This window comes from Streptomyces sp. NPDC051578, from assembly GCF_044454045.1.
Classification (GTDB): Bacteria; Actinomycetota; Actinomycetes; order Streptomycetales; family Streptomycetaceae; genus Streptomyces.
In genome coordinates, this window is the sequence record NZ_JBITDH010000001.1 from 304,679 (window position 1) to 328,849 (window position 24,171).

22 protein-coding genes and 1 riboswitch are annotated in these 24,171 nt (G+C 73.9%); of the genes, 14 read left to right on the forward strand and 8 right to left on the reverse strand.

The window, feature by feature from the left end; translation table 11 throughout:
* Nucleotides 1-280: 280 nt before the first annotated feature.
* The 4 genes from ACIA6C_RS01395 (at nucleotide 281) to ACIA6C_RS01410 (ending at nucleotide 5,761) form a co-directional block, all read left to right on the forward strand.
* Nucleotides 281-832, forward strand: coding sequence for a carbonic anhydrase (locus ACIA6C_RS01395; RefSeq protein ID WP_366081564.1), 552 nt, complete (start codon nucleotides 281-283; stop codon nucleotides 830-832).
* Nucleotides 833-987: 155 nt separating this feature from the next.
* Nucleotides 988-1,998: a MoxR family ATPase gene (locus ACIA6C_RS01400; protein ID WP_361135789.1), complete on the forward strand. Its 1,011-nt coding sequence runs from the start codon at nucleotides 988-990 to the stop codon at nucleotides 1,996-1,998.
* On the forward strand, nucleotides 1,998-3,356 hold the full coding sequence (locus ACIA6C_RS01405) for a DUF58 domain-containing protein (protein WP_399272102.1): 1,359 nt from the start codon (nucleotides 1,998-2,000) through the stop codon (nucleotides 3,354-3,356). The genes ACIA6C_RS01400 and ACIA6C_RS01405 overlap by 1 nt, the downstream gene beginning before the upstream one ends.
* Entirely contained in the window at nucleotides 3,356-5,761 is a 2,406-nt protein-coding gene (locus ACIA6C_RS01410; protein WP_399272104.1) for a transglutaminaseTgpA domain-containing protein, read from the forward strand. Before ACIA6C_RS01405 ends, ACIA6C_RS01410 begins: the two co-directional genes overlap by 1 nt.
* Before the next feature lie 392 nt (nucleotides 5,762-6,153).
* On the opposite strand, the gene ACIA6C_RS01415 is transcribed toward ACIA6C_RS01410, so the two are convergent.
* Genes ACIA6C_RS01415 through ACIA6C_RS01425 form a run of 3 tightly spaced genes read right to left on the reverse strand, consistent with a single transcriptional unit; the run spans nucleotide 6,154 to nucleotide 9,918 of the window.
* Nucleotides 6,154-6,786, reverse strand: coding sequence for a TetR/AcrR family transcriptional regulator (locus ACIA6C_RS01415; RefSeq protein WP_366083405.1), 633 nt, complete (start codon nucleotides 6,784-6,786; stop codon nucleotides 6,154-6,156).
* Between the two features lie 29 nt (nucleotides 6,787-6,815).
* Complete coding sequence (locus ACIA6C_RS01420) at nucleotides 6,816-8,903, reverse strand: YhgE/Pip family protein (RefSeq protein ID WP_399272106.1); 2,088 nt, start codon at nucleotides 8,901-8,903, stop codon at nucleotides 6,816-6,818.
* On the reverse strand, nucleotides 8,875-9,918 hold the full coding sequence (locus ACIA6C_RS01425; RefSeq protein WP_399272108.1) for an ATP-binding cassette domain-containing protein: 1,044 nt from the start codon (nucleotides 9,916-9,918) through the stop codon (nucleotides 8,875-8,877). Before ACIA6C_RS01425 ends, ACIA6C_RS01420 begins: the two co-directional genes overlap by 29 nt.
* Before the next feature lie 243 nt (nucleotides 9,919-10,161).
* On the opposite strand from ACIA6C_RS01425, the gene ACIA6C_RS01430 reads away from it, so the two are divergent.
* The 5 genes from ACIA6C_RS01430 (at nucleotide 10,162) to ACIA6C_RS01450 (ending at nucleotide 14,409) form a co-directional block, all read left to right on the forward strand.
* Nucleotides 10,162-10,656, forward strand: coding sequence for an SAV_6107 family HEPN domain-containing protein (locus tag ACIA6C_RS01430; RefSeq protein ID WP_399272110.1), 495 nt, complete (start codon nucleotides 10,162-10,164; stop codon nucleotides 10,654-10,656).
* Between the two features lie 97 nt (nucleotides 10,657-10,753).
* Entirely contained in the window at nucleotides 10,754-11,512 is a 759-nt protein-coding gene (locus ACIA6C_RS01435) for a methyltransferase (RefSeq protein ID WP_361135767.1), read from the forward strand.
* A gap of 308 nt (nucleotides 11,513-11,820) precedes the next feature.
* Nucleotides 11,821-12,222 carry a DUF3040 domain-containing protein gene (locus ACIA6C_RS01440; protein ID WP_399272112.1) on the forward strand — a complete coding sequence of 134 codons (402 nt, stop codon included), beginning with the start codon at nucleotides 11,821-11,823 and terminating at the stop codon, nucleotides 12,220-12,222.
* A gap of 118 nt (nucleotides 12,223-12,340) precedes the next feature.
* Nucleotides 12,341-12,967, forward strand: a complete 627-nt coding sequence (locus ACIA6C_RS01445; protein ID WP_399272114.1) for a DUF4126 domain-containing protein — start codon at nucleotides 12,341-12,343, stop codon at nucleotides 12,965-12,967.
* Between the two features lie 44 nt (nucleotides 12,968-13,011).
* Nucleotides 13,012-14,409: a phytoene desaturase family protein gene (locus ACIA6C_RS01450; RefSeq protein WP_399272116.1), complete on the forward strand. Its 1,398-nt coding sequence runs from the start codon at nucleotides 13,012-13,014 to the stop codon at nucleotides 14,407-14,409.
* A 60-nt stretch (nucleotides 14,410-14,469) separates the two neighbouring features.
* Here the strand turns inward: ACIA6C_RS01450 and ACIA6C_RS01455 are convergent, their stop codons facing one another.
* The 5 genes from ACIA6C_RS01455 to ACIA6C_RS01475 form a co-directional block, all read right to left on the reverse strand.
* On the reverse strand, nucleotides 14,470-15,381 hold the full coding sequence (locus tag ACIA6C_RS01455) for a hypothetical protein (RefSeq protein WP_399272118.1): 912 nt from the start codon (nucleotides 15,379-15,381) through the stop codon (nucleotides 14,470-14,472).
* 51 nt (nucleotides 15,382-15,432) lie between these two features.
* On the reverse strand, nucleotides 15,433-16,347 hold the full coding sequence (metF, locus tag ACIA6C_RS01460; protein ID WP_399272120.1) for a methylenetetrahydrofolate reductase [NAD(P)H]: 915 nt from the start codon (nucleotides 16,345-16,347) through the stop codon (nucleotides 15,433-15,435).
* Between the two features lie 127 nt (nucleotides 16,348-16,474).
* Nucleotides 16,475-17,107: a thiamine phosphate synthase gene (gene thiE, locus ACIA6C_RS01465; protein WP_399272122.1), complete on the reverse strand. Its 633-nt coding sequence runs from the start codon at nucleotides 17,105-17,107 to the stop codon at nucleotides 16,475-16,477.
* An 87-nt stretch (nucleotides 17,108-17,194) separates the two neighbouring features.
* Entirely contained in the window at nucleotides 17,195-17,560 is a 366-nt protein-coding gene (locus ACIA6C_RS01470) for an Rv2175c family DNA-binding protein (protein WP_136215209.1), read from the reverse strand.
* Nucleotides 17,561-17,641: 81 nt separating this feature from the next.
* Nucleotides 17,642-18,862 (reverse strand): NAD(P)/FAD-dependent oxidoreductase, encoded by a 1,221-nt coding sequence (locus ACIA6C_RS01475; RefSeq protein WP_399272124.1) that lies wholly within the window; start codon nucleotides 18,860-18,862, stop codon nucleotides 17,642-17,644.
* Between the two features lie 91 nt (nucleotides 18,863-18,953).
* Nucleotides 18,954-19,066: riboswitch (TPP riboswitch) on the forward strand.
* Here ACIA6C_RS01475 and thiO point away from each other — a divergent pair.
* From thiO to ACIA6C_RS01500, 5 genes are all read left to right on the forward strand, one after another.
* Nucleotides 19,064-20,245: a glycine oxidase ThiO gene (thiO, locus tag ACIA6C_RS01480; RefSeq protein WP_399272126.1), complete on the forward strand. Its 1,182-nt coding sequence runs from the start codon at nucleotides 19,064-19,066 to the stop codon at nucleotides 20,243-20,245. It overlaps the preceding riboswitch by 3 nt.
* Nucleotides 20,242-20,442: a sulfur carrier protein ThiS gene (thiS, locus tag ACIA6C_RS01485; protein ID WP_361135738.1), complete on the forward strand. Its 201-nt coding sequence runs from the start codon at nucleotides 20,242-20,244 to the stop codon at nucleotides 20,440-20,442. The genes thiO and thiS overlap by 4 nt, the downstream gene beginning before the upstream one ends.
* 5 nt (nucleotides 20,443-20,447) lie before the next feature.
* Nucleotides 20,448-21,242: a thiazole synthase gene (locus ACIA6C_RS01490; RefSeq protein WP_366081814.1), complete on the forward strand. Its 795-nt coding sequence runs from the start codon at nucleotides 20,448-20,450 to the stop codon at nucleotides 21,240-21,242.
* Nucleotides 21,243-21,340: 98 nt separating this feature from the next.
* On the forward strand, nucleotides 21,341-23,245 hold the full coding sequence (pknB, locus tag ACIA6C_RS01495) for a Stk1 family PASTA domain-containing Ser/Thr kinase (protein ID WP_399272129.1): 1,905 nt from the start codon (nucleotides 21,341-21,343) through the stop codon (nucleotides 23,243-23,245).
* A complete protein-coding gene (locus ACIA6C_RS01500; RefSeq protein WP_366081812.1) occupies nucleotides 23,246-24,154 on the forward strand; it encodes a deoxyribonuclease IV in 909 nt (302 codons plus the stop codon).
* Nucleotides 24,155-24,171 lie beyond the last annotated feature (17 nt).

Here is a 24,171-nt window from a genome sequence, read left to right on the forward strand (position 1 = left end):
GCGACGCCGGGCGCTGTCGCTCCCCAGGTCGTATGGGCCGGGCGGCCGGTGAGGGCCGGGTCCGGCCGGTTCGCGTCACTTTAGTGCAACGGTCGCCACGGTCAACGAACCGCCCCGCGCGCGGTGCGCCCCGCTCGCCCCGAACCGGCAAAAGCCGCCAATCACCCGAACGGCCGCCCCCGCCCCACCCCTGTGGGTTAGCTCACAACAAGCCCCGTTGACGTTCTTTGTCCACCTGCGCTCAGTGCCGCGAGGCGGCCTGACCATTAACGTCGTATGCATGACGACTTCCGCATCCCTGCCCGCAGACTCCGCAGCCAAGGCATCCGGCGGCCGTTCGGTCACCGACCGGCTGGTAGAGGCGAACCGGAGCTACGCCGCCCAGTTCACCGACCCCGGGATGGACGCCCGTCCCGTGCTGCACGTGGCGGTCGTGGCCTGTATGGACGCCCGCCTCGACCTGCACAAGGCCCTCGGCCTCGAACTCGGTGACTGCCACACCATCCGCAACGCCGGCGGCGTCGTCACCGACGACACCATCCGCTCGCTCACCATCAGCCAGCGCGCGCTCGGCACCCGCACGGTGATACTGATCCACCACACGGGCTGCGGCCTCGAAAGCCTGACCGAGGACTTCCGGCACGAGCTGGAGGACGAGGTGGGCCAGCGCCCCTCCTGGGCCGTGGAGGCCTTCCGGGACGTGGACCAGGACGTCCGCCAGTCGATGCAGCGGGTCCGGACGAACCCCTTCCTGCCTTTCAAGGACGATGTGCGAGGCTTCGTCTTCGACGTACACACCGGGCTCCTGCGGGAGATCGATCCCGTCTCCTGAGTGACACAGCGCCGCAACGCCGTCAACAATGCGGGGTGACGCCACCCGGGAGCCGTCGGGCCCGGCGTCACCCCTCGCGCGTCCGGGGGGTTTCGGGGTGGGCCGGTTCATGCGCCAAGGGGCGTCGGCCCTGGGAAAGGGCCGAGGAGAACCAGGTGACCACGTACGACGATCGAGCGAGCCTCGCGGATCTGACCAGCACGGCGGAGCGGGTGCGGGACTCGGTCGAGAGCGTCATCGAGGGCAAGCCCGAGGTCGTCCGCCTCGCGCTGACCGTGCTGCTCGCCGAAGGGCACCTGCTGATCGAGGACGTGCCGGGCGTCGGCAAGACGATGCTCGCCAAGGCGCTCGCCAAGTCCATCGACTGCTCGGTGCAGCGCATCCAGTTCACCCCCGACCTGCTGCCCTCCGACATCACCGGCGTCAGCATCTACGACCAGCAGCGCCGCGAGTTCGAGTTCAAGCCCGGCGCGATCTTCGCGCAGATCGTCATCGGCGACGAGATCAACCGCGCCTCGCCGAAGACGCAGTCGGCGCTGCTGGAGTCGATGGAGGAGCGGCAGGTCACCATCGACGGCACCACCTATGCGCTGCCCAGCCCCTTCATGGTCGTCGCCACCCAGAACCCGGTCGAGATGGAGGGCACCTACCCGCTGCCCGAGGCGCAGCGCGACCGCTTCATGGCGCGCGTCTCCGTCGGCTACCCCAGCCGTGAGGCCGAGCTCCAGATGCTCGACGTGCACGGCGGCGTCTCCCCGCTCGACGACTTCCGGGCCGTCGCCCACGCCCACGACATCACCAAGCTGATCGAAGCCGTCCGCGAGGTGTACGTGGCCGAGCCGGTCCGCCGCTACGTGGTCGACCTGGTCTCCGCCACCCGCAGCCACCCGGACCTGCGCCTGGGCGCCTCGCCCCGCGCCACCTTGCACCTGCTGCGCGCGGTCAAGGCGTCCGCCGCGCTGTCGGGGCGCGAGTACGTGCTCCCCGACGACGTCCAGCAGTTGGCCGGCCCGGTCCTCGCGCACCGGCTGCTGCCCACCGCGCAGGCCCAGCTGAACCGGCGCACCGCCGAACACGTGGTCGCCGACATCCTCCAGCGCACCCCCGTCCCCGCCGCGCACGCCCGCGGCGAGATGCCGCCCGGCGCCGGCCTGCGGGGCTTCTGATGAGCGCCGGTGCCCCGCACGGCGCCGGTGCGACGGCCGAGGGCGCCGGCGGGCTGCGGGCCTCCCTGTCGGGGCTGACCACCCGCGGCCGGTCCTTCCTGGCCGCCGGGGCCGCGGCCGCCGTCTGCGCCTACGTACTGGGCCAGAGCGAACTGCTGCGGGTCGGGCTGCTGCTCGCCCTGCTGCCGCTGGTCTGCGTCGTCGCCCTGCACCGCAACCGCTCCCGGGTCCGCGGCAGCCGCCTGCTGGCCCCGGCCCGCGTACCCGCCGGGGGCGAGGCCCGGGTGCGGCTGCGCATGGAGAACGTGTCCCGGCTGCCCACCGGACTGCTGATGCTCCAGGACCGGGTGCCCTACGTGCTGGGGCCGCGGCCCCGTTTCGTACTGGACCGGGTCGAGCCGGGCGGCCGCCGCGAGGTGTCCTACCGGGTCCGCTCCGACCTGCGCGGCCGCTATCCGCTGGGCCCGCTCCAGCTGCGCCTGACCGACCCGTTCGGAATGGTCGAGCTGACGCGCTCGTTCAGCACCTACGACACCCTGACGGTCATCCCGCGCACCGAGGCCCTGCCCCCCGTACGACTGGGCGCCGAGTCCTCCGGGTACGGCGACGGCAGCCGCCGCTCGCTGGCCCTGGCCGGAGACGACGACGTGATCCCGCGCACCTACCGGCGCGGCGACGACCTGCGCCGGGTGCACTGGCGCTCCACCGCCCGCTACGGCGAGCTGATGGTGCGCCGCGAGGAGCAGCCGCAGCGCAGCAAGGCCACCGTCCTGCTGGACACCCGCCACGACGCGTACGAGGGCGCGGGACCCGGCTCCGCCTTCGAGTGGGCCGTGTCGGGGGCCGCCTCGACCCTGCTGCACCTGCTGGAGCACGGCTTCTCGGTCCGGCTGCTCACCGACACCGGCGACTCGGTCCCCGGGGCGGCGGGCGGCGGGTTCTCCTCCGGCGCCCAGGAGTCCGCCGAGGCGGCCGGGCTGATGATGGACACCCTCGCGGTCGTCGGCCACTCCGACGGCCCGGACCTCGGCGGCGCCTACGAGGCACTGCGCGGCGCGGGGGGCGGCGGCTTCGCCGGAGCCGGCTCCGACGGGCTCCTCATCGCCTTCTTCGGGGACCTGGACGACGTACAGACGGAACTGGCGGCCCGGATGCGCCAGCGCAGCGGCGGCGCGGTGGCGTTCGTCCTGGACTCCGCGGCCTGGACCGGACTGCCCTCGCGGGTGGAGGAAACCCTGCGCCGGCTGCGCGACGCGGGCTGGACGGCGCTGGCCGCGCCGCCCGGGGCGCCCTTCGCCGAGCTGTGGCGCCGGGCCGGCGCCGACACCCTCGGCACGACCGCATCCGGAGGCCGCTGATGAGCGGGCAAGTACGGCTGACGCTCTTCGCACTGCTGGCGACGCTGCTCACCGCGTGGTCGCTGACGCCGCTGGTGGAGTCGCCCGGCTGGCTGGTGCAGGCCGCACTGCTGCTGGGCGTGCAGAGCCTGGTCGGCGCCGGCGCCCGCCGGGTACCGCTGGCCCGGCCCCTGACGGTCGCCGCGCAGTTCCTGGTGTCCCTGCTGCTCCTCGCCCTGCTGTTCGCGGGGAAGGCGGAGAACCCCTCGGGCGGGGTGCTGGGCTACCTGCTCACCGACTTCGGGTCGCTGTTCGGGCAGGGCGTGCGGGACGTCGGCGAGTTCGCGATACCGGCCCCGACGACCGACGGCATCCGGCTGCTGCTGCTGGCCGGGGTGCTGCTGATCGGGCTGATGGTGGACCTGCTGGCCGTGACGGCGCGGTCCGCCGCCGCGGCCGGGCTGCCGCTGCTGGCGCTGTACTCGGTGGCCGCCGGGCTGTCGGCGGGCCGCGGCGGTGCCTGGCTCTCCTTCCTGCTGGCCGGCTGCGGCTACCTGATGCTGCTGCTGTCGGAGAGCCGGGACCGGCTCGCGCAGTGGGGCCGGGTGTTCGGCGGGGCCGCCCCGGGGCCCGTGGGCGGCGGGGGCGGCGGTCAGGCCGTGGCTCCCGTACGCACCGGACGGCGGATCGGCGCGGTCGCGCTGGGCCTGGCGCTGGTGGCGCCGGTGGCGCTGCCGGCGATGGGCGGCGGGCTGCTGGGGACCGGCGGCGACGGCGCCGGCAGCGGCCCGGGCGGCGGGACGATCTCCGCGGTGAACCCGCTGGTCTCCCTCCAGAGCAGCCTGAACGCGCAGGACAACCGGGTGGTGCTGCGCTACCGCACGGACAGCCCGCAGCTCTCCGAGCAGTACCTGCGGATCCTGGCGCTCGACGAGTTCGACGGCGTCAAGTGGGAGGCCTCCGGGCGGCCTCTGACGGACGTCCCGCCGCGGCTGCCGAACCCGCAGGGACTGAGCAACCAGGAGGTGCGGCGCACCGCTTCCGAGGTGCGCACCACCGTCTCGGCCGCCGAGACGTACGCCCAGCGCTACCTGCCGATGCCGTACCCGGCGACGCAGGTGGACATCGGCGGGAAGTGGCGGTTCGAACCGGTGGGCCGGACGCTGGTCGGCGACCAGCTCGGCAAGGACGGCTTCCAGAACGTGCAGGGCGCCCAGTACACGGTCCGGAGCCTGCTGCTCCAGCCGACGGCGGAGCAGCTCCAGCACGCGCCGCCGACGGACCCCCTGGTCCTGAACGAGTACACGAAGCTGCCGGACAACCTGCCGGCGGTCGTCGGCGACACGGCCCGGCGGGTCACCCAGGGCGCGAAGGACAACTACACGCGGGCCGTGATGCTCCAGGACTTCTTCGCGGTGAGCGGTGGGTTCCGCTACGACACGAGGGTGTCCTCGGGGACGGGTTCGCAGGCCATCGCCCGCTTCCTCCAGGACAAGGAGGGATTCTGCATCCACTTCTCGTTCTCGATGGCGGCGATGGCGCGCTCGCTCGGCATCCCCGCGCGGGTCGCGGTGGGGTTCACCCCGGGCACCAAGCAGTCGGACGGCAGCGTGAACGTGACGATGCGCGACGCGCACGCGTGGCCGGAGCTGTACTTCGAAGGCGTGGGCTGGACCCGGTTCGAGCCGACGCCCCGGTCCGGGATCTCGCTGCCGGACTACGGCCGCACCGACACCCCGACGGCCCAGCCGTCCGCGCCCGCCTCCCTGCCGTCGCAGAACGCGTCAGAGCCGGCGACGGCGCCTTCGCAGACGGACGCCTGCCCGCCGGACCTCAAGAGGCTCGGCGAGTGCGGGACCCCGGCGGCCGGGCAGGACGCGGGTTCGGGCTCGGGCGGTGTGTCGGCCCTGGCAGTGCTGGGCTGGACCGCGGGCGGACTCTTGCTGCTGGCGCTGCCGGTGCTCCCGCTCCTGTGGCGCAGGCGGCTGCGGGCGCGGCGGCTGGCCTCGGGGGACGTGCTGCTCGCCTGGCAGGAGCTGGGTGACGCGGCCTGGGACGTGAACATCCCGCCGGACGGGGCGCTGTCGCCCCGGCGGGCCGCCGGGCGCACCGTCGCGCAGGGCCGGCTGGAGGACGGGGCGGCCCGGGCGGTGCACCGGGTCGCGGACGCGGTGGAGCGGGCACTGTACGCCCCTCCGGGGGCCGGGTTCCGGCACGGGGGGCTGGCGGAGGACGTGCTCCTGGCCCGGGCCGGGCTGCTGGCGGCGGTGTCCCGGGGCACCCGACTGAGGGCGCTCCTGCTGCCGCGGTCGGCGGCCCGGGTGGGCTGGGCGGTCTCGGCCCGGTGGTCGGCGTTCACCTCGGCGGTCTCGGCCCGCCTGGCGGCGGTCCGGCTGCCGCTGCGGGGGCGGAGCGGAGGCGCCTGAGGCGCTGAGGGGCCCGGGGGCTTCCGGGCTTCCGGGCTTCCGGGCTTCCGGGCTTCCGGGCTTCCGGGCTTCCGGGCTTCCGGGCTTCCGGGCTTCCGGGGGCGGAACGGCGGTGCGGCGGGGCTCGATCCCCCCGAGCCCCGCCGCACCGGCCGTGCCCACCGGGTTTCCCTCCCGGTGCTGGACGAGGACCCGGTCCCGCTCCGCGGCCCCGTGTCCGCGGTGCGGGCCGAGCGGCCCCGTCCGTCGCCCCCAGTCTGCTGTCCGCGCAGGTGGGAGCCCATCCGTACACGTACTCATTTCGCGGCCCGGGGGCGTCTAGGTACGGATACTCAGTTCTACGCCGCGACCCCGGCCCGGCGGCACCGCCGACCGGGCGTCACCCGTCGGTGTCAGCGGCTCCCGCTCACACGGCCCCGCAGCAGCAGCGACAGCGCCGAGTGCACGTCGTCCAGCGAGCGTTCGCTCTGGAAGGACTGCCAGTCCAGCGCGGCCACCAGCACCATGCCCACCATCGCCGCGGCCGTCAGCGGCACGTCGATCTCCGCACTCAGCTCCCCGCGCTCCACGCCCTCGCGCAGCACCGTCTCCACGACGGCCACCGCCTCCCGGCGGACCACCATCAGCGTGGACTGCCACGCCCGGTTGGTCCGCCACAGCTCGGCCACATACAGCTGGGTGAAGGCCGGGTAGCGGTCGATGAAGACCAGGCCCGCGCGGATCATCGCGTCCAGCGCCTCGACGCGGGTGCCGCCCCGGGCCTCGGTGGACTCCGCCGCTTCCCGCAGCGAGGCGGTCAGCAGCCCCACCCCGTGGCGCAGCAGTTCCTCGAAGAGCTCGGTCTTGCTCGCGAAGTTGTAGTAGACCGTGCCCTTGGCGACGCCCGCCCGCTCGGCGATCTCATCGACCGTCGTCGCGGAGAACCCCTGTTCCGCGATGAGGGTGACGGCCGCTTCGTAGAGCTTCTGCCGGGTCGCCCGCCGCCGGCCGCTGCCGGCACCCGTAGCGGTGCTGCTGCTTTCCATGGCGCTGATTCTCACAGGTCACCGGCTCCCTACAGGCTCAGTTCGGGGTGCAGCCGGTCCATCGTCCACACCTGCTTGCCACGGGCGGCGAGCGCGGTGAGGGCGAGCGCCCCCGCCGTGAAGGCGGTCAGTACGGCGCAGCCCGTCCACACCGGCGTGAGGTCGCCTCCGGTGATCAGGCGGCGCAGGCCCTCCACGACGTACGACATCGGCAGGTACGGGTGGACCGCGTTGAAGAATGCCGGGCTGGTCTGGACGGGGTACGTACCGCCCGCCGAGGTCAGCTGGAGCATCAGGAACGCGAGGACCAGGATGCGTCCCGCCGCGCCGAACTTGGCGTTGAGCCACTGGACGATCGCGGCGAAGCAGACGGTCACCAGCGCCAGGAAGGCGATGGTCAGCGCCGGGCGGGACATCTCCAGGCCGAGGCCCCAGTGGAGTACGGACATCAGTGCCGCGACCTGCGCGACGCCGATCCCCGCCACGGGCAGCCAGCCCGCGAAGGCGATCCGCCACGGCGAGGCGCCGGTGGCCAGCGCCCGCTTGTTGAGGGGTGCGATCAGCATGTAGGCGACCATCGCGCCGACCCAGAGGGAGAGCGGGATGAAGTACGGGGCGAAGCCGGTGCCGTAGTTGGGCGCCCGGTGCAGGGACTGGTTGGCGAGCCGGACCGGGTCGGCCATGACCTGGGTACGGGCGTCGCGCGCCTGCTGGTCGTAGTCGGGGATCTTGCCGGCGCCGTCGTGCAGGCCGCCGGCCAGCTCTCCGGTGCCGTCCACCAGCTTGTACATGCCGCCGTCGAGGGTGTGCGCGCCGTCCCCGAGCTTGCCGACGCCCTCCGCCAGGGCGCCGGAGCCGCCGGTGGCGGTGCCGAGTCCGGCGTGCAGCTTGACCATGCCCGCGGCGACCTGGTGGGCGCCGCTGTTGAGGGCGTTGACCTTGGCGACGGCCGATTCGAGGTCGGAGGAGAGGCCGGGGGCGGCCGCGGCGAGCGCGTTGGCCTTGTTCTCCAGGTCGGTGAGCTGGCCGCGGAGCGTGGTCAGGTCGCCGTTGGTGTCCTTGACGACGTTGTTGACGTCTCCGGCCAGCAGGGCGCCCTGGGCCGCGTCGTCCTTGATCCTCTTGAGTTCGGGGCAGGAGGCGAGGTGCGGCTCGGCGCCCGGGGTGACGCAGTGGTCGGTGTAGTACTTGTCGGTGCCGGAGGCGACCCGCTTGGTGACCACCGCCGCGGCGGGCGCCTTCTCGGCGAACGTGCCGAGGTGGCTGTTGACCACCTTGGCGGTGTCGGCGACGAGCCGGGCCGTGTCGGCGAGCGACTTGGGGTCCTTGACGAAGGGGCGCGCCTTGGCGGCGGCGCCGTTGACCTTGTCGGCGACCGTCTGGGTGCCGTCGGCGACCTCGGAGGCACCGGTCTCCAGCTGGCCGGCGGCGGAGTTCAGCTTCTTGAGGCCGCCGGTGAGTTCGCCGGTCTTCTCCTCGGCCGTGTCGAGGCCGTCGGCGAGTTCCTTGGCGCCCTGCTGGGCCTTGCCCGCGCCGTCCTTGAGCTTGTCGGCGCCGTCGGCGGCCTCGGCGGTCTTGTCGTGCAGGTCGGAGAAGCTGACGAAGATCTTGTCGAGGAACCCGCGGGAGGCGTTGGTGGACGCGGCCGCGCGGACCTCGGAGAAGACGGTCTTGGAGATCGATCCGACGATGTAGTTGTTCGCGTCGTTGGTGCGGACCTGGAGCGCGCTGGTGGCGGGGTCGGCACCGGAGCTGGAGGCGATCTTGGCGCTGAAGTCGGCGGGCATGGTGAGGGAGAGGTAGTACTTCCCGTGCTCCAGCCCCTTGGCCGCCTCGTCGGCGTTCACCTCGCGCCAGTCGAAGGTCTTGCTGGTGTGCAGCTTCTTGGTGATCTCGTCGCCCGCGTCGATGCGCTTGCCGTCGACGGTGGCCCCGCGGTCGGCGTTGACGAGGGCGACGGGGATCTTGTCGAGGCGGCTGTACGGGTCCCAGAAGGAGCAGAGGTAGAGCGCGCCGTAGAGCAGGGGCAGGAGGAGCAGCGCGACGAGGGCGGCGGCGGGGAGCTTGCCCCGGCCGAACCGCTTGAGCTCAAGCGCGGCGAGCTTCGGTGAGCGCATCGTCGGCCCCCTTCGTGTCGTCGTCGGCGGTGGCGTCCTGTCCGGCGTTGCCGTGGCCGGGGTCGGGGTCGGGGCCGTGGCCGGGGTCGGGGTCGGCGGGCGCGCCGGGGTCGGCGGGCGCGTCGGCGGGGGCCGGGGCGGGGGTGCTTCCGCCGGCGTCGGCGTGGGGCGCCGTGGTCTCGACGCTCTCGCCGGCCTCGGCGGCCCGGTCCGCCTCGGCGGTGCCGGAGGCGGGCTCGGAGCCCCAGGTGATCGTGGTGTCCATGGCGGGGCGGGCGGCCGGTGCCTCGCGCGGCCCGGGCCTCGCCGGCTCTTCGGCGGTGGCGCCCAGGCGCAGGACCGTCACGCCCTGCGGGGCCTCGCTGCACACCGCGAGGACGGTGGTCCCCCGGTCGGCGAGCGAGCGCAGCAGGGCCCAGGCCTCGGCGCTCTCGGCGGCGGGGAGCTTGAGGTCGACGTCGTCGAGCGCGAGCAGCCGGGGCGACGCCAGCAGCGCGATGGCCACCGACAGCCGCAGGGCTTCCAGCCGTTCGAGGTCGCGCACCGCGGTGCGCGGACCCTTGGGCAGCGTGCCCAGGTCGAGTCCGGCGGCGGCGAGCACCTCCTCGATCCTGGCCGCCGTCGAGGTACGGCGCTCGCCGCGCGGGCGCAGCAGGGCGCGCACGGGACCCTCGTAGCGGCGCTGGAGCAGGGCCCCTTCGCGCAGCTGCTCGGCGACCGTGAGGGCCGGGTCCAGGTCGTTGACCCCGGGCACATGGGCGAGGGCGGAGATCCGGCGGACCGCGGCCATCTTCTTCGGCAGGCGGTGGCGGCCGATCTCGGCGTGGCCCTCGGTGGGCTTCATCCGGCCGGTGAGGGCGAGCAGGAGGCAGGTGCGGCCACTGCCCGAGGGGCCGACGATCGCGACGAGCGAGCCGGGCTCCGCGTCGATCCCCACATCCCGGAAGACCCAGCTCCGCGGGCCCTTGAGTCCGAAGCCCCCGGCCTTGACGGCCGCGCCGTGTGGGCTGTCCACGCCGCCCCCCTTCTTTTGAACTGACTGGTCAGTTCAAAAACTATCAGGCTTAGTTGTCCTTCGCCCGGCGAGGGGTGCGAAAGGCCCAAATCCACAGGTCAGCGCAATTGTCAGTGGCGCCCGTCACGATGGGGACAGACAGTCGGAGCCCCACCTCGCACCATTCGGCACCACCCGCACCATTTGGCACCACCCCGCACCATCCAGCGCTCCGCAGCAGTACGCATCGACAGGAGGTTCGTCATGGCCACACCGTCCCCGTCCCCTGTCCACCCCGTCCCGAGGAAGTCGGCGGCACCGCCGGCCGCCCTCGATCTGCTCGCCAAGGCCCACGACGGCCTGGCCGAGGCTGCGCTTCTGCCCCGGCCCAACGAGCGGTACGCAACCGCGCACCTCGCGGCATTGCGGGCGGCCGCGGCCGTGCTCGCCGCCCGCGCGCGGCCCGAGCCGGTGCATCCGCGCCGGCGGCCCCGGATCCGCAGCGCGTGGGAGGTACTGCCCGAGGTGGCACCGGAGCTGACGGAGTGGAGCGCCCTGTTCGCCTCGGGCGCCGCGCGCCGGGCCCGGGCCGAGGCGGGCATACCCGATGCCGCGACCGGCCGGGACGCCGACGACCTGGTCCGCGAGGCCGGGATGTTCCTGCGCCTGGTCGAGCGGATGCTGGCCCTCGCGCCGGGCGGACCGGGGGCCCGGCAGGCCCTGCCCCGGCCACGGCCGGAGCGGCCGCAGGCGGGATGACCTGCCCGGCTGCGGGAGGCAATAAGGTGGGGCCTGAACCGCCCGCCCTCCCCCGGCTACCGCTGGGAGGTGCCCCTACGCCGAGGAGCCATCAGTCGTGTCGGACACTTCCCGCCCCCGCGCCTCGCTCCGCACCGCCGTGGTGTGGGAGGTCCTCAAGGAGGTCCTCGACCGCCGGGTGAAGGCGACCGGCCGGGACGTGCTGGACGTACTGGACACCGGCGGCGGCACCGGCAAGTTCGCCGTGCCGGTGGCCCGGCTGGGTCACCGGGTCACGGTGGTCGACCCCAGCCCGAACGCGCTGTTCGGGCTGGAGCGCCGGGTCGCCGAGGCCGGCGTCGCCGAACTGGTCCGCGGGGTCCAGGGCGATGCGCAGGGACTGCTGGACGTGGTCGAGCAGGACGCGTACGACGTGGTGCTGTGCCACGGCGTGCTGGAGTACGTGGACGACCCGGCCGAGGGCGTGGCCAACGCGGTCGCCGCCCTGCGCCCCGGCGGCGTCCTCAGCCTCCTCGCCGCCGGCCTCGGCGGAGCGGTCCTCGCCCGCGCGCTGGCCGGGCACTTCACCGAGGCCCGCACCGCCCTGACCGACCCGGCCGGCCGCTGGGGCGCGGGCGACCCCGTGCCGCGCCGCTTCACCGCCGAGCAGCTGGCCGAGGTCGTCGGTGGAGCCGGACTCGAAGTCGGCCCGGTGCACGGCGTCCGGATCTTCGCCGACCTCGTCCCCGGCGTGCTGGTGGACACCGAGCCCGGGGCCGTGGAGGCGCTGCTGCGCCTGGAGGAGGCCGCCGCCGAGCTGCCCGCCTTCCACGCGGTGGCCACGCAGTTGCACGTCCTGGGCGAGAAGCCCGCCTGATCTGCGAAGCTGCCGTGGACGGGGTTCGCAGGACACCCTCCGAACGGGCCGCTGTCCCCGTATGATCGAGCACACCGGTCGGCATGGCGGACCGGTCATTGGGGAATAAGCGCCTCACTGACCACGCCCGCGACGGTGCGGTCTGACGCTGCGCTTCTTCCAGGCGACGTTTTTCCGGCAGGTGTTTTCCCAGGCGGTGCAATTTCGAACCTGGCGCAGAGGGCGGGTGTCACGGGGGCGATTCCCCGCCTATCCTGAAAGGGACCCCTGGTCGCTCCCCCCGCGACCTACGGATGAGGAGGACTCCCGTGCCGCTCTCGGAGCACGAGCAGCGAATGCTCGAGCAGATGGAGCGAGCGCTGTACGCCGAAGATCCCAAGTTCGCGACAGCGCTTGAGGGAAGCGGGCTGCGCACGTACACCCGGCGACGGGTCTACCAGGCAGTCGCGGGCATTGTGGTGGGTATCGCGCTCCTCATGACCGGTGTGATCTGGCAGAGCGTGCTCTGGATCAGCGTGGTGGGCTTCCTCGTCATGCTGGCCTGCACGGTTCTCGTGGTCACCGGTTGGCGCAAGGCACCCAAGCCCGGTGAGCAGCCCGCCTCCGCAAATGCAGGTGGTTCGGCCCGCGGGCAGAACCGGCAGCGTCGGTCCATGATGACCCGCATCGAGGAACGGTGGCAGCGCCGCCGGGACGAACAGGGGCAGTGATCCTGCTCCCCGTATGACTTCCTGAGGGACGGCCCGCCGTATGGCGGCCGTCCCTCTCCCGTCCCCTCCCCGTCCGCAGTGCCCGCTCCCGGGCCGTACGCTGCGGCATGATGGCCCGATGACAGTGCTCCCCTTGGTCTTCACCAGCGGCTGGGCCAGCGGGATCAACGCCTATGCGGTGGTCCTCCTGCTCGGCGTCTTCGGCGCGACCGGGCTGAGCGACGACGTGCCCGCGGCCCTCCAGCGCCCCGACGTCCTGATCGTGGCGGGCGTGCTGTTCCTCTGCGAGGCGGTGGCCGACAAGATCCCGTACGTGGACTCGGTGTGGGACTCCGTCCACACGGTGATCCGCCCGGTCGCGGGGGCGGTGGTCGGCGCACTGCTGGCCGGGCAGAGCGGCTCCCTGTCCGACCTCGCGGCCGGTGCCGTCGGCGGCTCCACCGCGCTGGCCAGCCACCTCGTCAAGGCCGGCACCCGCATGGCCGTGAACACCTCGCCGGAGCCGTTCAGCAACATCGTGCTCAGCACCGCCGAGGACCTCGGCGTGGCCGGTCTCGTCACCTTCGCGATGTTCAACCCCCAGGCGGCGGCGGTGATCGCGGCCGTACTGCTCGCCGCGGGCCTGGCCCTGGTGATCTACCTCTGGACCCGGATCCGCCGCTTCCTGCGCCGCCGGGCCCAGCGCCGCGAGGAGAAGCGGCTGGCCGCCGAGAGCCGCCGGGTGACGGGCACACCGCCCTACTGACCTCGGTCGATCCGGCTCCCGTCCCGCTCGGTAGGCTCCACCGCATGGCACGAATTGCGGTGATCGGCGCCGGCATGGGCGCGATGGCGACGGCGGCCCGGCTGGCCGTGGCGGGCCACCAGGTGACGGTGTACGAGCGCGGCTCCACCTACGGCGGCGCCCTCGGACGGTACGCGCGCGACGGCTTCGCCTTCGACACCGGGCCCGGACTGCTGCACCTGCCCGCCGTCTACCGCGATCTGTTCGTCAAGACCGGCAAGCGGCCCCTGGAGGAGTGCGTCGACCTCGTGCAGGTCGACCCCGCCGTTCGGCACGTGCTGCCCGACGGCACGGTGGTGACGCTGCCGAACGCCTCCCGCGGCGGCGCGGCCGCCGCCTTGGACCAGGCCTTCGGGGCCGGCGCCGGGGACCGCTGGAGCGATGTGCTCGGCCGCGCCCGGGACGCCTGGGACGCGACCCGGCGCCCCCTGCTGGAGGAGCCGCTGCGGCCCGACTGGCAGGTGCTGGGCGAGGATCCGTACCCCGCGCTGCGCAAGAGCGGCCTGCTGCGGCGCCGGCCGCCCACGCTGGCCGAGGTCGCCGCGCGCGAGCTGGGCGGCCCGCTCGGGGAACTGCTCGCCGAGCGGGTGCTCGCCTACGGGCTGGACCCCGCGACGGCGCCCGCCTCCGCGGCGGTGCTGCCGTACATGGAGCAGACCTTCGGGAGCTGGTACGTGCGCGGGGGGCTGCGCGCGCTGGCCACCGCCGTCCACGAGCGGTGCCTGGAGCGCAAGGTGCGCTTCGTCTTCGGCGCCGGGGTACGGGAGGTCGTGGAGCGGGACGGCCGGGCGGCCGGGCTGCGGCTGGCCGACGGCGAGGTGGTGGAGGCCGACGCGGTGGTCTGCGGGGTGGACCCGAGGGCGCTGGCGATCCCGCTCGTGCCGGGTTCCGTTCCCGCCCGGAGCACTGGTCCGCGCGCCCGGTACACCCTCTTCCTCGCGCTGCGCGGGGGCCGCCCGGCGGACGCCGTGCACCGCACCCTGGCCGGCGGCGGCGTGAGCGTGCTGCGCCCGGACGACCCGGCCGCGACGCCCGACGCGGAGCACGAGGCCGTGACCGTACAGGCCGTCGTGGCGCCCGGTGCGGCGCCTTCGGCCGGGGAGCTGCTGGCGGCCGCCGACCGCGCGGTGCCCGGGCTGCGGGAGCGGCTGCTGTGGCAGGAGCTGCGCACGCCGGCCGACATCGCGGAGGCCACGGGCGCGGTGGACGGCGCCGTCCCGGCTCCCGCGCTGGCCGGGGCCGGGGGCCGGCTGCTGTACCCCGCGAACACCACGGCCCTGGACGGGCTGTACCTCGCGGGCGGCTGGGCCCACCCGGGCGGCGGCCTCCCGCACGCCGGGATGACCGGCGCCCTGGTGGCCGGGCTGATCGTGGAGGGCACCGGGTTCCGCGGCTCGCGCTAGGGCGCCGCCCAGCGGCCCCCGGAGCGGCCCCCGGAAGGCCGGGCACGGCCCCTGGAGGCCTCAGTAGCGGTACTGCTCGTAGCCGCCGGGGTCGCCCTGGTACGGGTAGCCCTGCGGCTGCTGGGGCGGCTGCTGGTCCTCCGTGGGGTAGGGCTGGGCGGCGTCGCGCTGCTGCGGGACCCAGACCCCGCCGGGCGGGGTGTCCATGGAGTACTGCTGGCGGCCGTAGTCGCCGTACGCGGTGTAGTCGTACTCCTGCTGCGGGGCGACGCCGCCGGTGCCGATGTAGGGGTCCGAGTAGGCGGCGTAGACCTGCTGTTCGGCGCCCGGGTAGCCGGTGGAGTAGTCGTAGCCGCCCTGGCCCTGCTGGTCGTAGTACGCCGCGAACTGGTGGGCGTCCTGCTCGGCCGTGGTGAACGGCGAGGCGAAGGCGGCGGTCTGCGCGGGGTGTTCGGGGTACGCCTGCGGCTGGGGGGCGAAACTCTGTATCCCGTAGGAGCCGGTCTCCTCGGGCACGGGCTGCGGGGTGAAGACGTCCTCGTCCCCCGCGTCCGGTTCGTCCCGTCCGGCCGCGTCGCGCCCGGACGACGCCTCGTAGTCCGGCAGTTCGCCCTCGGGGCCGTACTCCAGCGCCGTCACCTCCAGCGCGGGTTCCGGGCGCGGCGGGCGCGGGGCACCACCGCTGCGGCGCCGTCCGCCCTTGCGTACGGGCTCCCCGCCCCGGCGCAGCGCCCAGCCGGCCACGAAGCCCTTGCGGAAGGAGAGCGTCACCAGGGTCTGGCCGACCGCGAACGCGGTCGCGCCGACGGCGATGACCGGTACCGACGGCAGCACCACCCCGGCGACCACGCCGACGAACCCGGCGAAGGCGAGCAGGCGCCAGCGGAGCCGGGCCTTGTACTGCATCAGGACCTCGGCAAGCAGCCACAACGCGACGAAGCCGAACGCGATGTAGAGGACCGTCATTCCCATGCATGGCCCCTCTCGTACGGCCGACCACCGCGCGGGAAACGGGCCGGCCGATCAGGCCCGCTGGTGCAGACCCAGGTTTTCGTAGATCTCCAGAGTCGCCGTGGAATTGTTCAGCGTGATGAAGTGCAGCCCCGGGACACCCTCGGACAGCAGCCGCGCGCAGAACTCCGTGGCGAACTCGATGCCAATGGAGCGTACAGCGGCCGCGTCGTCCGTGACGGCGAGCATGCGGTCTTTTACCGCCTCGGGGAAGACGGCGTTGCTGAGCTGGGGCAGCCGGTCGAGCTGCTTGATCCCCACAACAGGCATGACCTCGGGGATGATCGGGGTCTCGCAGCCCGCCTTCTGGACGCTGTCGCGCAGCCTCAGATAATTCTCCGGGTCGAAGAACATCTGCGTGATGGCATAGTCCGCGCCCGCACGGCACTTGTCCACGAAGTGCCGGATGTCCGAGTCCCAGTCGTGGGAGCGGGGGTGCATCTCGGGAAAGGCCGCGACGCCCACGCAGAAGTCGCCGGACTCCTTGAGCAGGCGCACCAGGTCCGCCGCGTAGTCCACGCCCTCGGGGTGCTTGACCCAGGGGCCCATGGGGTCGCCCGGCGGGTCCCCGCGCAGCGCGAGCATGTTGCGGATCCCCGCGTCGGCGAACTGCCCGATGACGTGGCGCAGCTCCGCGACGGAGTGGTCCACGGCGGTGAGGTGGGCGACGGGGGTCAGGGTGGTGTTCGCGGCGATCTGTTCGGTGGCGCGTACGGTGCCGCCGCGGGTGGAACCGCCGGCCCCGTAGGTGACGGAGACGAAGCTGGGGGCCACCGCCTCGATCCGGCGCAGGGCGTTCCAGAGGTTGCGCTCGCCCTTCTCGGTCCTGGGAGCCCAGAACTCGAAGGAGTACGAGCGCCCGGACGCGAGGAGGTCGCGGACCGTGTGTGCACGATCCGACCAGGTGGAAGCGGTACCAGAGGCCATACGGGCAGGTTAGACGGGGTCTGGCCGCTCCCGTAGCGCGGTCCGCCTTTTGGACACCGTTTTGGACGGCGTTTTCGGACGGCGTTTTCGGACGGCGTTTCGGCCGGCCCGCCCGGGCGGCGGCGCGTCACGCGCGCTCGCGGACCCGCTTGGCCAGTTCTGCGGCGGCCGCGCCGGGGTCGGAGGCCTCGGTGATGGCCCGTACGACCACGATCCGGGTGGCGCCGGCGTCGAGCACCTCGTCCAGGTTCGTGGAGTCGATGCCGCCGATGGCGAACCAGGGGCGGTCCTGGCGCAGGGAGGCGGCGTACCGCACGAGGCCGAGGCCCGGCGCGTAGCGGCCGGGCTTGGTGGGGGTGGGCCAGCAGGGGCCGGTGCAGAAGTAGTCCACGCCGGGCTCGGCGGCGGCCGCGTCGACTTCGGATTCGGCGTGGCAGGAGCGGCCGACGAGGACGGACCGGCCGAGGATCGCGCGGGCGGCGGGGACGGGTATGTCGCCCTGGCCGAGGTGGAGCACGTCGGAGCCGATGGCGTGCGCGACGTCGGCGCGGTCGTTGACGGCGAGCAGCTTGCCGTGGCGGCGGGCGGCGTCGGCGAAGACCCGAAGGTGTTCGAGTTCCTCGCCGGCCTCCATGCCCTTGTCGCGGAGCTGGACGATGTCCACGCCGCCGGCCAGGGCGGCGTCGAGGAACTCGGGGAGGTCGCCCTGCCGCTTGCGGGCGTCCGTGCACAGGTAGAGCCGGGCGTCGGACAGCAGCATGGGTGTACCCCCGTGGTGGTGGCGGTGTACGGGCCGCGCGGGCCCGTACACCGGGTGGATCAGTACGTCACTTCGTGCGCGGGTCGGTCAGAGGGCGAGCGCCTGAGCGCGGCGCTTCACCTCCGTGCCCCGATTCTCGCTCAGCGCCTGGGCGGGGGTGCCCGGGAGGGTCGGATCGGGGGTGAACATCCACTCCAGGATCTCCTCGTCGGAGAAGCCGTCGTCGCGGAGCACGGTCAGCAGACCGGTGAGACCCTTGACGATCTTGTCGCCGTCGATGAAGGGTGCGGGGACCTGGAGGGAGCGGTTCTCGCCGCGGCGCACCGCGAGCAGCTGACCTTCCTTGACCAGCTGGCGGACCCGGGTCACTTCGATGTCCAGCATCTCGGCGATGTCGGGGAGGTAGAGCCAGGCGGGGACAAGGGCATCGATCTTTGCGTCAATCTCGGTCACGGGCACAAGCCTGCCATCTCGGACTCGCCGCCGGTACCTGGACCACCCCGTCCGGGTCCCGCCCCCCTCGGGCCGGGCCCGTCAGGCCACCGCCGACTTGAGCGGGGTGTCGGGGTCCGAGACGCCGGCGACCGTGAGCGCCGTGCCCGCCTCGATGAGCCGGCGGCCCTGCGCCAGGTCCCGCGGCCGCCCCACCGCGAGGACCGCCACCAGCGCCCCGTCCCGCAGCCAGCACACCGACCAGGCCGTCCCGGCGGGGTCCCCGCGCCACACCATCCGGTCCGCCGCTCCGTGGTGCCCCGCGTACTGCACGAACCGCCCGAACTGCTCCGACCAGAAGTACGGCACCGGGTCGTAGGTCTCCACCGGCCCGCCGCCCACCACGTTCGCCGCGAGCACCCTGGGCCCCTGGAGCGCGTTGTCCCAGTGGTGGACCAGCAGCCGCTCCCCGTAGCGCGCCGAGGGGAAGGACGCGCAGTCCCCCACGGCGTACACCCCGGGCAGGGAGGTCCGCAGGTGGGCGTCGGCGGTGACCGACCCGTCCGGGCCCAGCTCCACCCCCGAGCCCGCCAGCCAGTCCGTCGCGGGCCGCGCCCCGATGCCGACGACCACCGCGCCCGCCGGGAGCGTCCGCCCGTCCGCCAGGTGGACCCGGCCCTCCTCCACGGAGGCCACCCGCGCCCCGGTCAGCAGCTCCGCGCCCGCCTCGGCGTACCAGCGCCCCATCGGCTCGGCGACCTCCGCCGGTACGGCTCCCGCGAGCACCCGCTCCGCCGCCTCGACCACCGTCACGGGGCAGCCGGCCTCCCGGGCCGCCGTCGCGAACTCGGCGCCGATCCACCCGGCCCCGACCACCACCACCGGCGGCGCCTCCGCGAGCACGGGCCGCAGCCGGGCGGCGTCGTCCAGGGTGCGCAGCAGGTGCACGCCCGGGACGCCGTCGGAGCCCGGCAGGGTCAGCGGGCGCGCCCCCGTCGCCAGGACGAGGACGTCGTAGGAGACCGGACCCGCCTCGGTGTCCACCTCGCGGGCGCCGGCCCGTAGCCCGGTGACCTCCACACCGAGCCGCAGCCCGATGCCGAGGGCCTCGAAGTCCACGTCGAACGCGGAGTCCTCGGCCTTGCCGAGCAGCACCGCCTTGGAGAGCGGGGGCCGGTCGTAGGGCTGGTGGGGTTCGGCGCCCAGCAGGGTCACGGGGCCGGTGAAGCCCTGTTCCCGCAAGGCGACCGCGGTCTGCACCCCGGCCATTCCGGCACCCACGATGACGACGCCGCTCTGGGTCTGTTCCGTCTGCTCGCTCACGCCGTCCAGCCTAATCATCTGACGTTTCATCAGGAACAGGGCGGGGGGTGGCAGCCTTACCCGGGGTGCGCGCCGGGGTTAGTCTGGCCACCGTACCTATCGCGGGAGTCCGGGCGCACCGGGCTGAGAGGGAGGCTGGCCGGCCTCCGACCGTACGAACCTGATCCGGGTCATGCCGGCGAAGGGAGGGGCTGGACGCCCATGCACTCATCTCGGAGGGGATCCCCGAAGGGGTCCGACGTCCTCGTCATCGGGGGCGGCATCATCGGCCTGGTCACCGCCTGGCGGGCGGCCCGGCGGGGACTGCGCACCGTACTGGCCGATCCGTCCCCCGGCGGCGGCGCCGCCCAGGTCGCGGCCGGCATGCTCGCCGCCGTCACCGAACTGCACTACGGCGAGGAGACCCTGCTCGGGCTGAACCTCGCCTCCGCCGCCCGGTACCCGGAGTTCGCCGCCGAGCTCGGCGAGGCGAGCGGCGGCATGGACATCGGCTACCGCGCCTGCGGCACCCTCGCCGTCGCCCTCGACTCCGACGACCGCCTCCACCTGCGCGAGCTGCACGCCCTCCAGCGCCGCTGCGGCCTGGAGTCGCAGTGGCTGACCGGCCGCGAGTGCCGCCGTCTGGAGCCCATGCTGGCGCCCGGCGTACGCGGCGGCCTGCGGGTCGACGGGGACCACCAAGTGGATCCGCGCCGGCTGGCGGCCGCGCTGCTGGCCGCCTGCGAACGCGCCGGGGTCACCGTGCACCGGGCGGGCGCGGCCCGGCTGCTCGTCAGGGCCGACCGGGCGACCGGGGCGCTCCTCGACGACGGTACGGAGGTCAGCGCCGGCCAGACGGTCCTGGCGGCGGGCTCGCTCTCCGGGCAGCTGCCCGGGGTGCCGCCGGAGGCGGAGGTCCCGGTGCGGCCGGTGAAGGGCCAGGTGCTGCGGCTGACGGTGCCGGCCCCGTACGCGCCGTTCCTGTCCCGGACCGTACGGGCGGTCGTGCGCGGCAGCCACGTCTACCTCGTGCCGCGCGAGAACGGCGAACTCGTCGTCGGCGCCACCAGTGAGGAACTGGGCTGGGACACCACCGTCACCGCCGGCGGGGTCTACGAGCTGCTGCGCGACGCCCACGAGCTGGTGCCCGGCATCACCGAACTGCCGCTGACCGAGACCCGGGCGGGGCTGCGGCCCGGTTCCCCCGACAACGCCCCGCTGCTGGGCCCGACCGCGCTGCCCGGCCTGCACCTGGCCACGGGGCACTACCGCAACGGGGTGCTGCTGACCCCGCTCACCGGCGACGTGATGGCGGAGCTGCTGGCCACCGGCACGGTGCCGGAGATCGCCCGCCCCTTCACCCCGCGCCGGTTCACCGAGGCACGTCAGGAGTCGTACGCATGACCATCTCCGTCAACGGCGAGCCGCGCGAGGTCGCGGCCGGCACCACGCTCGACGCGGTGGTCGCCACCTTGACCGCGGCGCCCAAGGGCGTCGCGGCGGCCCTCAACGAGACGGTCGTACCGCGCGGGCGGTGGCCGCACACCGTGGTGGGCGACGGCGACCGGGTCGAGGTCCTGACCGCGGTGCAGGGAGGCTGACGAGCATGGCGGACGACGTCTTCACCCTCGGCGGCCGGACCTTCTCCTCCCGTCTGATCATGGGCACGGGCGGCGCCCCGAGCCTGGACGTGCTGGAACGCGCCCTGGTCGCCTCGGGCACCGAACTGACCACCGTGGCGATGCGCCGCCTGGACCCGACGGTCCAGGGCTCCGTCCTGTCGGTGCTGGACCGGCTCGGCATCGCGGTGCTGCCCAACACGGCGGGCTGCTTCACGGCGGGCGAGGCCGTGCTGACGGCCCGCCTCGCGCGGGAGGCGCTCGGCACGGACTGGGTCAAGCTGGAGGTCGTCGCGGACGAACGCACCCTGCTGCCGGACGGCGTCGAGCTGCTGGACGCCGCCGAGATCCTGGTCGACGAGGGCTTCACGGTGCTGCCGTACACGAACGACGACCCGGTGCTGGCGCGGAAGCTGGAGGACGTGGGCTGCGCGGCGGTCATGCCGCTGGGCTCCCCGATCGGCTCGGGGATGGGAATCCGCAACCCGCACAACTTCGAGCTGATCGTGGAGCGGGCCGGGGTGCCGGTGATCCTGGACGCGGGGGCCGGCACGGCGTCGGACGCCGCGCTGGCGATGGAGCTGGGCTGCGCCGGGGTGATGCTGGCCTCGGCGGTGACCCGCGCACAGGCGCCGGTGCTGATGGCGGCGGCCATGCGGGACGCGGTCTCGGCGGGCCGCCTCGCGCACCGCGCGGGCCGCATCCCCCAACGCCGCTTCGCGGAAGCCTCCTCCCCCACCGGGGGCCGCGCCACCCTGGACCCGGAACGCCCGGCGTTCTGAGCGGGGGGCCGGGGCCGTACGGGGCGCCCTTGTCACGGCTGCGCTGCAAGTGTGGGCTCCCCGGACGGCCCGGACGGGCCGGCTCGTAGAATCCCCGGGTGGACACGACCCTGGACGACCCCATCGTCGGGCAGACGCTCGACGGCCGCTACCGCATCGACGCCCGCATCGCGGCCGGCGGCATGGCCACGGTCTACCGCGCCCTCGACACCCGCCTCGACCGCGTCCTCGCGCTCAAGGTGATGCACCCGGCCCTCGCCGCGGACGCCGCCTTCGTCGACCGGTTCATCCGCGAGGCGAAGTCCGTGGCCCGCCTCGCCCACCCCAACGTCGTCGCCGTCTTCGACCAGGGCACGGACGGCCCGTACACGTACCTGGCCATGGAGTACGTCTCCGGCTGCACCCTGCGCGACGTGCTCCGCCAGCGCGGCGCCCTCCAGCCGCGGGCCGCCCTGGACATCCTCGAACCGGTCCTCGCCGCGCTCGGCGCCGCGCACCGGGCCGGGTTCGTCCACCGCGACATGAAGCCCGAGAACGTCCTGATCGGCGACGACGGCCGGGTCAAGGTCGCCGACTTCGGCCTGGTCCGCAGCGTCGACACCGTCACCAGCACCACCGGCTCCGTCCTCGGCACCGTTTCCTACCTCGCCCCGGAGCAGATCGAGAACGGCGTCACCGACACGCGCGTGGACGTCTACGCCTGCGGCGTCGTCTTCTACGAGATGCTCACCGGCTCCAAGCCCCACACCGGCGGCAGTCCCGCCCAGGTGCTCTACCAGCACCTCAACGAGGACGTCCCGCCGCCGTCGGCCGCCGTCCCCGGGCTGCCCGCCTCCCTGGACGCGCTCGTCGCCCGCGCCACCGCACGCGATCCGCAGCTGCGGCCCGCCGACGCCGCCGCGCTGCTGGGCCTGACGCTGGAGGCCCGCGCCGCGCTGAGCGAGGCCGAGCTGGACGCCGTACCGCCGCAGGCGCACCCGGGGGAACGGGCCGCGAGCGAGGACCGCACCAGCGTGATCCCCCGGCCCGTCGCCGGGGCGGCGGCCCAGCCCGTCCAGCACACCTCCCGCCTGACGGTTCCCCCGCCGCCCGCGGCGCCGTCCCGCCGCCGGGCCCGGCCGCGCGGCCTGTACCTGGTCATCGCCGGGGTGCTGCTGGCCCTCGGTCTCGGCGCGGGCGTCTGGTACATCAACTCGGGCCAGTTCACGAAGGTGCCGAACCTCCTGGGCAAGACGGAGGAGCAGGCCCGTTCCGAGCTGTCGGCGGCCGGTCTCGGTGTGAAGGGGGTCGACCGGAAGTTCAGCGAGGCCTTCGACCGCGGCACGGTCATGAACACCGACCCGCAGGGCGGCAAGCGCATCCGCGGCAACGGCGCGGTGACGCTGACCGTCTCCCGCGGACCCGAGATCGTCAGCGTGCCCGCGCTCAAGGGCAAGACCCTGGACGCCGCGAAGGCGGAGCTGGCGTCGGCCGGTCTCGCGCCCGGCATCGTGACCCAGGCATTCAGTCAGGACGTCCCCCAGGGCGCGGTGATCACCACCGACCCGGAGGGCGGGCAGAAGCGGGCCCCTGACACGGCGGTGGCCATCGTCGTCAGCAAGGGCCGCCCGGTCCAGGTCCCGAACGTGGCCGGTCAGCCCGTGGAACAGGCGCGCGTCGCCCTCCAGGACCTCGGCCTCAAGGTGGAGACGGCGGCCGAGCAGGTCAACTCCCCCTCCCCCGCCGGTACGGTCGCCAACCAGTCGGCCGCCGCCGGTACCCAGGCCGCGGCGGGTGACACGGTGACGCTCACCGTGTCCAAGGGCCCGCGCCAGGTGCCGGTGCCGAACGTGACGGGCCAGGAGGCGGACGTGGCCCGCAAGGCGCTGGAGGCCCAGGGCTTCAAGGTGAAGGTGGAGCGGCCGTTCTTCGGTTTCAGCAACACCATCGACGCGCAGTCGGTGCCCGGCGGCCAGAGCGCCCCCGAAGGCAGCCTGATCATCATCCGCACCAAGGGGCTGTGAGTGCACGCCGACCAGGACGCCGACGACAGGGCCGGGCAGCGCGCGGCGCGCCGCAACCCGGTGGGCGGGCACGTCCCCGTGGCCGGCGGACTGGCCTCGGTCGGCCTGACGTACGCGCGTGAGATGGGCGCCGAGGCCGTCCAGGTCTTCGTGGCCAACCCGCGCGGCTGGGCCACCCCGGCCGGCAATCCGGCGCAGGACGAGCTGTTCCGGGCCCAGTGCGCGGCCGGGTCCGTTCCGGCCTACGTCCACGCGCCGTACCTGATCAACTTCGCCTCCCACACCGGGGCGACCGTCGAGAAGTCGGTGGAGTCCCTGCGGCACTCGCTGCGCCGCGCCCGCGCGATCGGGGCGCTCGGGGTGGTCGTGCACACCGGCTCGGCCACCGGCGGGCGTCCGCGCGAAGCGGCGTACGCGCAGGTCAGGCAGTACATGCTGCCGCTGCTGGAGGAGCTGACGCACGACGACGACCCGTTCCTGCTGCTGGAGTCCACGGCCGGGCAGGGCTCCTCGCTGTGTTCGCGCACCTGGGACTTCGGCCCGTACTTCGAGGCCCTCGACCACCACCCGAAGCTCGGCATCTGCCTGGACACCTGCCACGTGTTCGCGGCCGGGCACGACCTGGCGGAGCCGGGCGGCGTCAAGCAGACGCTGGACCTGCTGGTGGACACGGTGGGTGAGGGCCGGCTCAAACTGATCCACGCGAACGACTCCAAGGAGGGCGTCGGCGCCCACAAGGACCGCCACGCGAACATCGGCCAGGGCCACATCGGGCGGGAGGCGTTCGGCGAGCTGTTCTCGCACCCCGCGATGGAGGGTGTGCCGCTGATCATCGAGACGCCGGGCGGCAAGGAGGGGCATGCCGCGGACGTGGCCCTGTTGAAGGAGCTGCGCGGCGCCCACGCATAAAGCGTTGGGGAATACCC

Excerpts from the sequence above, each read along its gene's own strand:
- ACIA6C_RS01455 (WP_399272118.1), bottom strand. The coding sequence starts at position 15,381 with ATGGGAATGACGGTCCTCTACATCGCGTTCGGCTTCGTCGCGTTGTGG.
- ACIA6C_RS01395 (WP_366081564.1), top strand. The coding sequence starts at position 281 with ATGACGACTTCCGCATCCCTGCCCGCAGACTCCGCAGCCAAGGCATCC.
- ACIA6C_RS01430 (WP_399272110.1), top strand. The coding sequence starts at position 10,162 with ATGGCCACACCGTCCCCGTCCCCTGTCCACCCCGTCCCGAGGAAGTCG.
- metF (WP_399272120.1), bottom strand. The coding sequence starts at position 16,347 with ATGGCCTCTGGTACCGCTTCCACCTGGTCGGATCGTGCACACACGGTC.
- thiS (WP_361135738.1), top strand. The coding sequence starts at position 20,242 with ATGACCATCTCCGTCAACGGCGAGCCGCGCGAGGTCGCGGCCGGCACC.
- ACIA6C_RS01410 (WP_399272104.1), top strand. The coding sequence starts at position 3,356 with ATGAGCGGGCAAGTACGGCTGACGCTCTTCGCACTGCTGGCGACGCTG.
- ACIA6C_RS01415 (WP_366083405.1), bottom strand. The coding sequence starts at position 6,786 with ATGGAAAGCAGCAGCACCGCTACGGGTGCCGGCAGCGGCCGGCGGCGG.
- ACIA6C_RS01445 (WP_399272114.1), top strand. The coding sequence starts at position 12,341 with ATGACAGTGCTCCCCTTGGTCTTCACCAGCGGCTGGGCCAGCGGGATC.
- ACIA6C_RS01405 (WP_399272102.1), top strand. The coding sequence starts at position 1,998 with ATGAGCGCCGGTGCCCCGCACGGCGCCGGTGCGACGGCCGAGGGCGCC.
- thiE (WP_399272122.1), bottom strand. The coding sequence starts at position 17,107 with ATGCTGCTGTCCGACGCCCGGCTCTACCTGTGCACGGACGCCCGCAAG.
- ACIA6C_RS01490 (WP_366081814.1), top strand. The coding sequence starts at position 20,448 with ATGGCGGACGACGTCTTCACCCTCGGCGGCCGGACCTTCTCCTCCCGT.
- thiO (WP_399272126.1), top strand. The coding sequence starts at position 19,064 with ATGCACTCATCTCGGAGGGGATCCCCGAAGGGGTCCGACGTCCTCGTC.
- ACIA6C_RS01420 (WP_399272106.1), bottom strand. The coding sequence starts at position 8,903 with ATGCGCTCACCGAAGCTCGCCGCGCTTGAGCTCAAGCGGTTCGGCCGG.
- ACIA6C_RS01450 (WP_399272116.1), top strand. The coding sequence starts at position 13,012 with ATGGCACGAATTGCGGTGATCGGCGCCGGCATGGGCGCGATGGCGACG.